The sequence below is a fragment of the Exiguobacterium sp. UBA1053 genome (assembly GCF_002316465.1).
Lineage (GTDB): Bacteria > Bacillota > Bacilli > Exiguobacteriales > Exiguobacteriaceae > Exiguobacterium_A > Exiguobacterium_A abrahamii.
Window position 1 is genome coordinate 546,445 of the sequence record NZ_DCDO01000003.1, and the last position, 12,561, is coordinate 559,005.

Below are 12,561 nucleotides of genomic sequence, written 5' to 3' on the forward strand. Positions count from 1 at the left end.
TTATATCAAACTTCCTTTTGCCTTGCATGAACGGAACGATTATTTCCTAACGAAAAAAACGAGATCCAAAGATCCCGTTTTTAAAATTCTTTTGGTTTTTTTTCCTCTTGCTCAATAAAATGACGTGGGAAATTAAAAATCACACAAACTTTTCCAACTCCATTTCCCGCAGAACGGTTTTCGATTGCGACCGTTCCATCATGACGCTCAACGATCCGTTTGACGATATAGAGACCAAGCCCAAACTTTCCTTCCTTGCCACGTGAGAATTGATGGAACAGTGGCGAGGAGGCGTCAAGCGGTGGTCCGTCATTTTCGATTTCGATATGCACCTGATCCGCTGTTCCGGACAATCGGATATCGATTCGTGTTTCGGCATAACGAATCGCATTGTCCATGACATTTTCGAGCGCAACACGTAACTGCTCTCCTTCACCAAGAACGATTCCCGCTTCTCCACTAACATGCCATTCAAGTGATTTCGTCCCAGAAAAGCGATTTTTCAACAGATGCACCATCCGGTCGATGTCAACATTGTCCCACGTTGAACGATCGAGCTCGAAATAGTCGAGCTTCGTGACATAAAGTAGAGCTGCGACTTTTTTCTCCAACCGCTCCGCTTCTTCATCAATGACGGATACGGATCCGGTCAAATCACCATCCGGATAAATCCCGTCTGAGATGGATTGAGCATAACTTCGGATGACCATGATCGGTGTCTTCAAATCATGGGAGATGTTTTGAAGTAATGATTTTTGTGCCTTATCTTGTTTTTCAAGATCCATCCGCATCGCATCGACCGATCGTGCGAGTCGTCCGATTTCATCCCCACGATCAAGTGGAAGTGGTGTATCCCATTTCTGAGCCGCGATCTTCCCGACCGCTCCCTCGATTTCGACGAGTGGTTGTGTCAACCGTCGCGCTAACCAAAAGGCAATGAATAGCGTAAAGATACTTCCAATGATGACGACGAATCCGATTTTCGAGAATAACTGCGTAATCAGTTCTTGTCGATACGCATCCCAAACATAGGAGACACGATAGTACGTTTCACCACTATCCTCGATTTTTCGAATACTGTAGTATACATCTTCTTTATCAAGACGCGTTGTATACTTTGCCGTAACTGTTTTTTGATCAATCGCATCACGGTACATCTGATTGATCAGCTGTTGTGGTGCTCCACCGTAATAGAGCTTTCCGTTTTTAGAAAGGAGTAAGATATTAACAGAACGGGACTCCTGTTTTCGGCGGTCAAATTCAATCGGATTATCCTGAAGCATCTCGATGACGGAGGCGTCCTTCGAGAAGAAGACTTCGCTATTCTCAAGTGTCGCATAGACCTGTTCATCGATGAAATTTCCGATCGATGACCGAATGACCAGGAGAATGACCGCAGAAAGCGTGACGATGACGAGCAGAAACATCGCCCAAATCTGGAATCCGAGACTGCGGTTTTTCATGCAGACACCAAGCGATAACCGATGCCGTAAATCGTTTCGAGCTCGAGCTTCGATAATTTTTTACGGACACGACGAACGAGATCATCGACGACTCGGTCTGAACCGAAATAATCGTCACCCCAGACGCTGACGAGAATCTGCTCGCGTGACATCGGCGTCCCGATTTGAGTGGCGAATAAAATCAACAAATCGTATTCTTTCGACGTCAAATCGATTTCTTGACCATTCTCTTCGATGATTCGTTTCTCTGGATAAATCATATAATCACCGTATTGGATGACACCACTCTTTGGTGTCGCATACGTTCGTGCCAAAATCTTTTTGACGCGGATGACGAGTTCTCGCGGAAGGAACGGTTTTGCGATGTAATCGTCTGATCCCATCTCAAGACCAATGATTTTATCGATGTCCTCATCACGAGCCGAGATGAAGATGACAGGTGTCGTCTCATCATGTGCCTTGATCCGCTTAATCAATTGAAAACCATCCATATCCGGTAGCATGATGTCTAAAATCCATAAGTCAGGCTTTTCAACGATGGCAGAGGCCGCTGCCTCACCAGACGTAAACGACTTCACCTGCCATCCTTCTTGCTCCAAATATTTCACGAGTACACGATTCAAGTTCACTTCATCATCAACTAAATAGATTGTATGCATGGCTCTCACTCCTCGACTAATGTGCTTTGTTTCAGTGTATCAAAGGAATTCCGCAAAATTATGGGAGAGTGGATAATAATTCAAAAAAACCTTTCTTTTCAAAAGAAAAGAAAGGCGAAGTCATAAATTTTCTATTATTTGACGAGACGGAGCGCTGGATACGCTACTTGCTCGTTCTTTGAAGTCACAGGTGTTACCTGTTGACGACGTTCCATTTTTACGACGTGCGTCAAAAATCCAACGCCGCCTCCTAACAATACCGTTACACCCGTCATTAATAGAATCTCCATTTTCTTCGCCACCTTTTCCATCGCAATTGATAATCAGTATCATCCTCAAACTGACTATATCACGCTCAAACGAAAATGAGAAGCGTTCTCATGAAATTAATCGTCTAAAAACTTTTGTTGTTCCAGTTCATGGCGTTTTCGAATGATTTCCTTCCAATCAAATTGTCCTTGTTCGAGTCCATTGATTAAAATTTCAGCAGTTCCGACATTCGTCGCAAGCGGTAAATCGTACACATCACATAATCGAATAAGTGCGGAGACGTCCGGCTCATGCGGTTGGGCCGTTAGTGGATCCCTTAAAAAAATCACGATATCGATTTTTCCTTGTGCTACAAGCGCTCCGATTTCCTGATCCCCACCGAGTGGACCTGACTTACAGCGATGGACGCGCAGATCGGTTGCTTCCATGATCCGTTGTCCGGTCGTTCCTGTCGCGTATAATGTATTTTTCTTAAAGAATGCGGCGTAAGCCCGTGTAAAGCCCATCATCTCATCCTTTTTCTCATCATGTGCAATCAAAGCGATATTCATTCTTATCCCCTCCTCCTTGTCTATGCACAGAAAAAGAACTTCAGAAACCTGAAGTTCTTGAGACACTCATGAATTCGTCGGTTGTTTCTTCAACACGGTCCGTAAAATCTTCCCGGTCGTATTACGAGGTAATTGATCGATGAACTCAATCTGCGTCGGACATTTATATTTCGCGAGTGATGTAGCACAGAATGCCTGCGTTTCCTCTTCCGTCATCGTCTCACGAGCAACAACGAATGCTTTGACGGCTTCGCCCATCTCCTCATCCGGTATGCCGATGACGGCGGCTTCAATGACGTTCGGATGTTGGTAGAGGACTTCTTCGACTTCACGCGGGTAGACGTTGTAACCACCGACGATGATCATATCTTTTTTACGATCGACGATATAGAAATAACCGTCTTCATCTCGACGAGCCAAATCACCCGTGTATAACCAGCCATCGCGTAACGTCGCTTGCGACTCTTCCGGCATCTTGTAGTAACCCGTCATGACGTTTGGTCCTCGAACGATCAATTCTCCGACTTGACCATTTGGTAATTCTTGTCCGAGTTCATCGACGACTTTGTTTTCGACATCGACGATCGATGTCCCAATCGAACCTGGTTTTTGAACACCATTGACCGGATTGAAACAAGTGACGGGTGATGCTTCCGATAAACCATATCCTTCGAGGATATGACATTGGAATGTTCGATCAAATGCTTCAAGAAGCGGCACTGGAAGACTCGCTCCTCCTGAGACGAACAAACGTGTTGATTCAAAATAGGTCGCATATTCCGGATGTGCCTTCACGGTTTGAAGTAAGAAATTATACATCGTCGGTACACCCGCAAAAATCGTCACCTGTTCTTTTTTTGCTAATTCAAACGTCTCTTGTGGTGAAAAACGTGAAGCAATGATGATTGACGCTCCATGTGCAAGTGAAGCATTGACGACGACCGTCAAACAAAAGACATGGAACATCGGTAATACGGCAAGTGTCCGGTCGCTACTGGATACATGTAGATAATCCCCAATCGAGCGCGCATTCGACGTCAGATTACGGTGGGATAACATCGCACCTTTTGGTTTTCCTGTTGTTCCACTCGTATAGAGAATGACAGCGATGTCGTCCAGTTCATTCGTCACTTCTGTCAAGGGATGTTCGATTGCGAGCCAGCGATCGAGCGTGATGAACGTCACTTGTTGATTTTTTTCGTTCGGTCCTTCTTGATCCGCGTAAGGAACAGAGACGACGATCTTGAGATTCGGTAAATGCACGAGACGATCTTTTGCAGCTTCGACGAGCGGTGCAATCCCTAAAATCCCCTTCACATCACCGTTCATCAGGATATACCCGATTTCATCCGGTGTGTATGTAGGGTTGATCGGAATCGCGATTGCCCCTTGTTTCATGATGGCGTAATATGCCACTAGGAATGCTGGGCTATTCCCTAAAATCAGCGCGACATGATCGCCTTTTCGGATCCCGTTCGCTTCGAGCGCACCGGCTGCCCGGTGAAACTTCTCGACAAACTCACGATAGCTGACTTGCGTGTCCTCAAACACATACGCCGTTGAATCCGGATGTGTTCGAGCAGTTTCTTCGACGGATTGAATCAATCCAAGCATGAGCAAAATTCCCCTTTCGAATGAATGACTATTCATTTTTTACGTAAAAAAAATCCATACGTAGTCAAAAGCGACCGTATGGATAGTGTAACACTTTTTGGAAACGTTTTCACAGAGTTTCTTTTTAACCGTTGACGATGACGCCACCATTCAAGTGAAGGACTTGTCCTGTCATATAACTTGAATCGTTACACGCGAGGAAAACATATGCCGATGCCATCTCAGCCGGCTGCCCTGGGCGATCCATCGGTGTATTTTTCCCGAATGTCTTGACTGATTCATGCGGGAACGTTTCCGTGATGAGCGGTGTCCAGATCGGACCCGGTGCGACGGCATTGACACGAACGCCTTCCTTCGCTAAGTTCATCGAAAGACTCCGAGTGAAGCTGACGATTGCGCCCTTCGTCGCAGAATAGTCAATCAAAAGCGCGTTCCCTTCGTATGCCGTCGACGATGTCGTATTGATGATGGCAGAACCGAGTGAAAGGTGCGGTAAGGCAGCACGGGCAAGACGCATCATTCCGAAAATATTCGTCTTGAACGTCTTTTCCATTGACTCGTCTGTAATGTCCTTCAGACTATCTTCTGGTTTTTGCATACTCGCATTATTGACAATGATATCTAAGCGACCGAAACGATCGATCGTTTTTTGGACGAGTGTTTCACAGTAATCTGCATCTCCGATATCCCCTTTAGAAAGTAGGACTTCGCCGCCTAATTCCTCAAGGCGAGCCTTCGTTTCTTCTGCTCCTTCTTGATCACCGTAGAAGGCGATGACGACTTTCGCTCCTTCTCGGACATAAGCAATTGAAACAGCACGCCCGATCCCAGAGTTGCCGCCTGTGACAATCGCGACTTTCCCCTCTAATTTTCCTGCTGCCTTATAATCATCACGCTCATAATATGGTAACGGCTGTTCATCCTCCGTTTTTGGTAACCCTTCTGAAATCCGTTCAAAATCAATAAAGTCCGTCAACGAACCTTCTAAAAAATTATCTTTATTATAGCCCATGAAAAAAACTCCCCCTATGCAGTTGATAGAAGGAGTTTTCCCAAAAAGACTTACGCTAAAACGTCTAGCACCTCATCTAGTTCGACAGCGCCGAAATATTTTTTCAATTCGTACCGACCGAGCACTTCGCGAAGTGACGCGCGATCATAGCGCGAACCTTCGAGCGCCCGCGCGATTTCCTCTGCATCCTCGACACCAAAGAAGTCACCGTAAATCTTCGCTTCTTCAATGATGCCTTTTTTGACGTTCAATCGGAAGTCAATCGTACCGATTGGGAAACGTTTTTTATGGATGACGTCGAATTTCGGCGATTTTCCGAAATTCCACTCCCAGTTGCCATAACGTTCTGCTGAGATGGCACGTACTTTATCCCAGTCCTCTTCGGTTAAGATATACCGTTCAATCTCTTTTCCTTCATAGATCGAGGCAAGGAGATGATCGACGAATTGTTCCATCGTCAACGGTTCTGACAGGAATTCCGAGATATTCGCGACACGACTCCGTACTGATTTAATGCCTTTAGAGCGCATCTTCTCTTCACTGACGACAAGCGCATTGACGACTTCTTCGATGTTCGAATCGAGCATCAGTGTACCGTGACTAAACATCCGCCCTTTAGTCGTGAACTGGGCATTCCCACTGATTTTCCGACTTCCGACATGAATATCGTTTCGTCCAGATAACTCCGCTTCGACACCGAGTTTATGCAGCGCTTGTACGACTGGCTCCGTGAACTTTTTATAGTTGTTGAACGAATCACCGTCATCTTTTGTCAAGAAACTGAAGTTCAAGTTTCCTTCGTCATGATACACCGCGCCACCACCTGAAAGACGACGGACGACGTGGATGCCGTTTTCCTCAACATACTTCAAATTGACTTCTTCGTTCGTGTTCTGGTTTTTTCCGACGATGATCGATGGACCGTTGATATAAAACAAGAAATAGTCTTCTTCATTGACGTTTAGGTTGTTCAAGATGAATTCTTCGACAGCGAGATTGATTCGCGCATCGCGAATCTCAGGGTGGAAGATGAATTTCATAAGGGTTTCGTGCTCCTTTGTGATGGAATCATAATGTGATCAGTTACAGCCGTCAACACCACACGCGTCACCTTCAGCGATGACTTCAAGTGTTTGTTCTTGGCGGATCTTCGCGAAGACTTGTTCGAATGCTTCCACTGGTTGTGCGCCTGAAATCGCATATTTCCGGTCGAAGACGAAGAACGGTACACCACGAACACCAAGTTGTTGCGCCATCGCTTCTTCTTCTCGAACATCTGTCGCCAGTTCTTCTGACGCAAGAAACGCTGTGACGTCTGCTTCAGCAAGTCCAGCATCTACTGCGATCCGTGTCAGAATGGCTGGGTCATTCAAATCTTCTCCATTCATGAAATACGCTGTGAACAAGGCTTCTGATACTGCATTCATCTTACCATGTTTTTTTGCGAATTGAGTCAAGCGATGAGCCTCGAATGTATTGGCTGGGATGACACGATCCATCTCGTAGTGCAAGCCTTCCTGACGTGCCGTATCAACGACACCTTGCGACATATTCCGTGCTTGCTCGAGAGTCGTTCCATATTTTGACGCAAGAATTTCGTATAATCCTTGTGTCGGTACTTCTGGTGCATCTGGATCGAGTTCAAAGCTCTTGAATTCGACCTCGACATCTAATTTTTCGTTCGCAATCGCTTGCTCTAAGCGACGCTTCCCAATATAACAAAACGGACATGCGTAATCCGACCATACTTCTACTTTCATCTGTGTTCTCTCCTTTTGTGCAATTTCATACATTAAGCATAGTCGCCTCTAGACAGAGTTGCAATCTTTCCGCCCGCGTCAATACGAATGTGTAAAAAAAGGAATCAAGATCATATTGATCTTGATTCCTTGATGATTTAGAGAGCTTATTCTGTCACGAGTGCATGTGCTGCATCTTCGATCTCGATATCGAGTTCTTTCGTATAAGCATCTGTTTGTTCTGCTGTCCAGTTCAAGACAGATTTCATTTCTTCGATGACCGCGTCTTTGTGAGCACGAGCCCAAGCGATGTCGAAGAAGACAGCACCTGTACGGCGGATGAAGAAGTCGATCGGACGAGCGACCATTTCATGTTCGATGCTGTAGTGGAGTTGTGCATAGACAGAACGTGGAAGAGCTGTCGTTGCTGCATCGAATGCTGCTGCATATTCCAGTACTTTCGGTAAGTTCGAACCGTAGCGTTTTGCTAGGAATTGAACTTCTTCTGTCGTTAGACCGTTCGTTGCTGTTTGAGCTTTTAGGAATTCAGCAAATCCTTTTGCTCCGCCGACGTGTCCACCAGACATTGGCATGTTTTTCGTCGAGCAACGTGCGTACGCGACGTTTTCTTCTTTTTTCAAGAGTTTAGCGACGAGATCAACGACGTGCTCACCCATTTTACGGTATCCAGTCAATTTCCCACCCGCAATCGTAATGAGACCTGACTCAGACTGCCATACTTCATCTTTACGAGAGATTTCAGAAGGATCTTTTCCTTCTTCATAAATCAATGGACGTACACCAGCCCAGCTTGATTCAACGTCTTCTGCTGTCACTTTAACCTCTGGGAACATGTAGTGAATCGCGTCTAGGACGTAGTCTTGGTCTTCGACTGTGAACTTCGGATGTGCAGTATCTTTATCGAAGAACGTATCTGTCGTACCAACGTACGCTTTTCCATCACGTGGAATCGCGAAGATCATCCGACCGTCTGGTGTATCGAAGTAGACCGCTTGTTTGAGTGGGAATTTCGATTGATCGATGACGACGTGGACACCTTTTGTCAAACGAAGTTGTTTCCCGACTTTAGAGCCATCTTTTTCACGTAATTCATCAACCCATGGACCTGTCGCGTTGACGACTTTTTTCGCACGGATTTCATGTACGTCACCTGTCAAGAGGTCCGTCACACGCATGCCGACGACTTTTCCAGCATCGTAGATGATTTCTTCCGCTTTTGTATAATTGACGACGCGTGCACCGTGTTCAACCGCTTCTTTCATGACTTCGATTGTTAGACGGGCGTCATCTGTACGGTACTCAACGTAGTAACCGCCACCTTTAAGACCTTGTTGTTTGACGAGTGGTTCTTTTGCCAATGTTTCTTTCGCAGATAACATCGTCCGCCATTCCGAACGTTTAACACCTGCTAAGAAGTCATAAACACGAAGACCGATTGACGTACTGAACGGTCCGAACGTACCGCCTTTATGCATCGGAAGCAACATCCACTCTGGTGTCGTGACGTGTGGTCCGTTTTCGTAAACGATCGCACGTTCTTTACCGACTTCCGCGACCATCTGAACTTCGAATTGTTTTAAATAACGTAGACCACCATGGACTAATTTCGTTGAACGACTAGACGTACCGGACGCGAAATCCTGCATTTCGACGAGGCCAATCTTCATACCGCGTGACGCTGCATCGAGGGCGATCCCCGCACCTGTGATACCGCCACCTACGACGAGTAGATCGAGTTCTTCACGTGTTAATCGATTATAGACATCTGCACGGTTTTTGCTTGAAAATGGTTGGTTAGCCATGAATAGTTCCTCCTGTTTAGGTTCGAAAAAAAAGAGACCACAACAAACACGCTGACTATGTCAACTGCTGCTGTGGTCTCTCCATATTCTCCGACCGATTTATTAACTTGACCTTACTATAACATACATCACATCATTTGAACAACATCGTAGCTTGAACAGCTTTTTGCCATCCACCGTAGAGCGCATCCGTCTCTTCTTTTGCCATGCTTGGCTCGAAGCGACGTTCTTTTTTCCATTGCGTCGCAATCTGTTCACGGTTCTCAAAGAATCCGACAGCAAGACCTGCGAGGTACGCTGCACCTAACGCCGTCGTTTCATTGATTTCCGGACGCTCAACTGGCGCTTGGATGATGTCACCTTGGAACTGCATCAAGAAGTCGTTTTTAACCGCTCCACCATCAACGCGAAGCGTCTTCATCTCGATGCCTGAATCTTGCTCCATCGCAGATAGGACGTCACGCGTTTGATAAGCGAGTGATTCAAGTGTCGCGCGGATGAAGTGTTCTTTTTCCGTACCACGTGTCAAACCGAAGACTGCACCACGAACGTCTGAATCCCAGTAAGGTGTACCAAGACCAACGAATGCTGGTACGACGTAGACACCGTCTGAAGACGTGACGCGTGTTGCATATCCTTCTGATTCTTTGGCATCATCAATGAGACGTAAGCCGTCACGTAACCACTGAATCGCAGAACCTGCGACGAAGATACTTCCTTCTAAAGCATACTCCACTTTTCCATCGACGCCCCACGCGATCGTCGTCAGCAATCCGTGCTCTGATTTTACAGCTTCTTCCCCTGTATTCATCAGCATGAAGCAACCCGTACCGTATGTGTTTTTCGCCATTCCAGTATCAAAACAGGCTTGACCAAACAATGCAGCTTGCTGATCGCCCGCTGCTCCAGCAATCGGAACCGCTTCTCCGAAGAAGTGATATCCTGCTGTCTCTGCGTACACTTCAGAAGATGGTCGTACTTCCGGAAGCATGGCTTTTGGGACATCTAAGATGTCGAGTAACTCGTCATCCCATTTTAATTCATGAATGTTATACATCAACGTACGACTTGCATTCGAATAGTCGGTCACATGTGCTTTTCCGCCGGATAATTTCCAGATGAGCCACGTATCGATCGTACCGAACAATAGTTCACCACGTTCAGCACGTTCCCGTGCTCCTTCGACATGATCTAAAATCCATTTGACTTTCGTACCAGAGAAATAAGCGTCAATCAATAGACCTGTCTTCTCACGGAAGAGCTCGGCATGACCGGCTGCTCGAAGCGCTTCACAGATTTCAGCCGTTTGTCTCGATTGCCATACGACTGCATTGTGAATCGGTTTCCCTGTTTCTTTTTCCCAGACGACAGCTGTTTCACGTTGGTTCGTGATCCCAATACCAGCAATCTGCGATGGCTTTACGTTCGCCTCCGTCAGACAAGTCGCCACGACAGCAAGGACACTTCCCCAAATCTCGTTTGCGTTGTGTTCGACCCAACCTGGTTTTGGAAAATACTGCGTGAATTCCTGTTGCGCTGAATGGACGATCTCGCCGGCACGATTAAACAGGATCGCACGTGTACTCGTCGTTCCCTGATCCAATGACAAAATGTAGTTCTCCATCTCTTCCCCATCCTTTTGTATCTAAATAAGTTAAGCTGACTTTGACTCCACTGACGTTGTTTTGTTCGGACGAACACCGAATCTATAGCATAAGCCTAATATGACGATTGTCACAAGTCCTACAATCCAAAAAGCCGGTGTATCTTTTCCTGTGAAGACCGAACGATAAAACAATCCGCCAAGACTTCCACCGAGAACTGGTCCGAGAACCGGAATCCATGAGTATCCCCAGTTCGATGATCCTTTTCCATGAATCGGTAAGATGAAGTGAGCGATACGTGGACCAAGGTCCCGCGCCGGGTTCATCGCATATCCTGTCGTGCCTCCGAATGACATACCGAGGCTGACGATCAAGAACCCGACGATCAATGGATTCAGACCATCGGAGAACTTATTCGCTCCGATCGACAACAACCCAATGACAAGTAAGAATGTCGCAATCATTTCACTCATTAGATTGGCAAATGTATGTGGAATCGCTGGTGACGTCGCAAAGACGCCGAGTTTCGTTGCTGGGTCTTTCGTCTCCGCCCAATGTGGTAAGTAATGGACAAAAACAAGACTTGCACCAAGTATCCCGCCGGCAATTTGAGCGACAATATAGCCTGGTACGTCCGCCCATGCAAATGAACCGTCAAAGGCTAAACCAAGCGTTACTGCTGGGTTAAGGTGTGCTCCACTGAATTGACCAACGGCATACGCTGCAATCGCCACGGCAAAACCCCATGCAAACGTGATGACGATCCAACCTGCATCCTTCGCAAACGATTTCGTCAAACTAACGCCTGCACCAACACCGTTCCCAAGCGCGACAAGCAAAGCTGTACCTAAAAATTCCGCTAGTAAGGGTGACATATGTGTTCCTCCTTTTGGTTATGTGAAAAAAGCAACATAAAAAGGAGATCCACGTCAGTTCATACTTGAATGTTCTTCAAGCAGGACTCACACGTGAATCTCCCTTTTCTCCGTCACTTTGTATCAACTTGATATCACTATAACAATCAGTGAAAACGCTGTCAAATAATCCGAATGATTTTCCTCACAATCAAGTTAAGAGCGTGGTTCAAAATGACGCCACAAGTCCTTATTCGATGTTGTGATACTTGAGGCGCCTGCTTCAATCGCTTGTTCCACTTCTTCGACCGTATCGATGAGTCCACCGGCGAATACGAGACGCCCTGTCTTTTCTTTCACTTCTTGAATGTACTTTGGCATTAACCCTGGTAACACTTCGATGTAATCAGGTTGCGTCCGTTCCATGAGTTGATAACTTTTTTCGAGTGAACTGGAATCGAGTAAGAACATGCGTTGCATCGTCTTGACCTTTTTTTGACGTGCTTTCAAGATAACGCTCGCCTTTGTCGAAATGACACCATACGGCTTCAATTCTTGGCAGACGTATTCCGTTGCGTATTCATCATTTTTTAACCCTTGAACGAGATCCATGTGCAAAAACATTTTTTTGTCGTAACGATGCGCCATCTCATAGACTGCTTTTAAGCGCGATACGTGCATTTCGAGTAAGACCCCATATTCATATGGACTCTTCAGCATCTTTTCAAAGTCTTCTAATTTTCTAACGGAAGGCAGGATCTTCTGTCCAAAATATGTCATATGTTCTCCCCCTGATTCGTAATGTGTCCTAAGTATGTCGCGAAACATAAGGAATAGGCAATGCTCTTTTCATGAAAATAAGTGAAAAGAGCGCTACGATTAGGGTATAGCTTAACGAAACGATTTCTTTTCAGGAGGTGAACGCGCAGTCCTACCGTCTGTGCACGTCAATGAGTCAGCAAAAACGGATTG

General features: G+C 46.0%; 12 protein-coding genes. All 12 read right to left on the reverse strand.

Annotated elements, in window-relative coordinates:
* Positions 1–80: 80 nt before the first annotated feature.
* Entirely contained in the window at positions 81–1,463 is a 1,383-nt protein-coding gene (locus tag B3G15_RS03735; RefSeq protein WP_214728720.1) for a HAMP domain-containing sensor histidine kinase, read from the reverse strand.
* Positions 1,460–2,122: a response regulator transcription factor gene (locus B3G15_RS03740; protein WP_023467381.1), complete on the reverse strand. Its 663-nt coding sequence runs from the start codon at positions 2,120–2,122 to the stop codon at positions 1,460–1,462. The genes B3G15_RS03735 and B3G15_RS03740 overlap by 4 nt, the downstream gene beginning before the upstream one ends.
* A 134-nt stretch (positions 2,123–2,256) precedes the next feature.
* Positions 2,257–2,412: a hypothetical protein gene (locus B3G15_RS03745; RefSeq protein ID WP_174316041.1), complete on the reverse strand. Its 156-nt coding sequence runs from the start codon at positions 2,410–2,412 to the stop codon at positions 2,257–2,259.
* Positions 2,413–2,508: 96 nt separating this feature from the next.
* Positions 2,509–2,943, reverse strand: a complete 435-nt coding sequence (gene mgsA / locus B3G15_RS03750) for a methylglyoxal synthase (protein ID WP_290715836.1) — start codon at positions 2,941–2,943, stop codon at positions 2,509–2,511.
* 66 nt (positions 2,944–3,009) lie between these two features.
* Entirely contained in the window at positions 3,010–4,557 is a 1,548-nt protein-coding gene (locus tag B3G15_RS03755; RefSeq protein WP_290715839.1) for a fatty acid--CoA ligase family protein, read from the reverse strand.
* A gap of 124 nt (positions 4,558–4,681) precedes the next feature.
* Positions 4,682–5,569: an SDR family oxidoreductase gene (locus B3G15_RS03760; RefSeq protein ID WP_255999166.1), complete on the reverse strand. Its 888-nt coding sequence runs from the start codon at positions 5,567–5,569 to the stop codon at positions 4,682–4,684.
* A gap of 50 nt (positions 5,570–5,619) precedes the next feature.
* Entirely contained in the window at positions 5,620–6,609 is a 990-nt protein-coding gene (locus B3G15_RS03765; RefSeq protein WP_023467375.1) for a lipoate--protein ligase, read from the reverse strand.
* A gap of 39 nt (positions 6,610–6,648) precedes the next feature.
* Positions 6,649–7,329 carry a DsbA family oxidoreductase gene (locus B3G15_RS03770; protein WP_290715850.1) on the reverse strand — a complete coding sequence of 227 codons (681 nt, stop codon included), beginning with the start codon at positions 7,327–7,329 and terminating at the stop codon, positions 6,649–6,651.
* Between the two features lie 146 nt (positions 7,330–7,475).
* Positions 7,476–9,131, reverse strand: coding sequence for a glycerol-3-phosphate dehydrogenase/oxidase (locus B3G15_RS03775; protein ID WP_023467373.1), 1,656 nt, complete (start codon positions 9,129–9,131; stop codon positions 7,476–7,478).
* A 133-nt stretch (positions 9,132–9,264) separates the two neighbouring features.
* Positions 9,265–10,755 (reverse strand): glycerol kinase GlpK, encoded by a 1,491-nt coding sequence (gene glpK, locus B3G15_RS03780; RefSeq protein WP_195865581.1) that lies wholly within the window; start codon positions 10,753–10,755, stop codon positions 9,265–9,267.
* A 30-nt stretch (positions 10,756–10,785) separates the two neighbouring features.
* On the reverse strand, positions 10,786–11,610 hold the full coding sequence (locus B3G15_RS03785; protein WP_087679766.1) for an MIP/aquaporin family protein: 825 nt from the start codon (positions 11,608–11,610) through the stop codon (positions 10,786–10,788).
* A 195-nt stretch (positions 11,611–11,805) separates the two neighbouring features.
* Positions 11,806–12,369 carry a glycerol-3-phosphate responsive antiterminator gene (locus B3G15_RS03790; protein ID WP_023467370.1) on the reverse strand — a complete coding sequence of 188 codons (564 nt, stop codon included), beginning with the start codon at positions 12,367–12,369 and terminating at the stop codon, positions 11,806–11,808.
* Between the last annotated feature and the right edge of the window lie 192 nt (positions 12,370–12,561).

Bases quoted from the DNA above. Each gene is read 5' to 3' on its own strand.
- B3G15_RS03765 (WP_023467375.1), bottom strand. From the start codon at position 6,609: ATGAAATTCATCTTCCACCCTGAGATTCGCGATGCGCGAATCAATCTC.
- mgsA (WP_290715836.1), bottom strand. From the start codon at position 2,943: ATGAATATCGCTTTGATTGCACATGATGAGAAAAAGGATGAGATGATG.
- B3G15_RS03785 (WP_087679766.1), bottom strand. From the start codon at position 11,610: ATGTCACCCTTACTAGCGGAATTTTTAGGTACAGCTTTGCTTGTCGCG.
- B3G15_RS03790 (WP_023467370.1), bottom strand. From the start codon at position 12,369: ATGACATATTTTGGACAGAAGATCCTGCCTTCCGTTAGAAAATTAGAA.
- B3G15_RS03755 (WP_290715839.1), bottom strand. From the start codon at position 4,557: ATGCTTGGATTGATTCAATCCGTCGAAGAAACTGCTCGAACACATCCG.
- glpK (WP_195865581.1), bottom strand. From the start codon at position 10,755: ATGGAGAACTACATTTTGTCATTGGATCAGGGAACGACGAGTACACGT.
- B3G15_RS03760 (WP_255999166.1), bottom strand. From the start codon at position 5,569: ATGGGCTATAATAAAGATAATTTTTTAGAAGGTTCGTTGACGGACTTT.
- B3G15_RS03745 (WP_174316041.1), bottom strand. From the start codon at position 2,412: ATGGAGATTCTATTAATGACGGGTGTAACGGTATTGTTAGGAGGCGGC.
- B3G15_RS03775 (WP_023467373.1), bottom strand. From the start codon at position 9,131: ATGGCTAACCAACCATTTTCAAGCAAAAACCGTGCAGATGTCTATAAT.
- B3G15_RS03735 (WP_214728720.1), bottom strand. From the start codon at position 1,463: ATGAAAAACCGCAGTCTCGGATTCCAGATTTGGGCGATGTTTCTGCTC.
- B3G15_RS03740 (WP_023467381.1), bottom strand. From the start codon at position 2,122: ATGCATACAATCTATTTAGTTGATGATGAAGTGAACTTGAATCGTGTA.
- B3G15_RS03770 (WP_290715850.1), bottom strand. From the start codon at position 7,329: ATGAAAGTAGAAGTATGGTCGGATTACGCATGTCCGTTTTGTTATATT.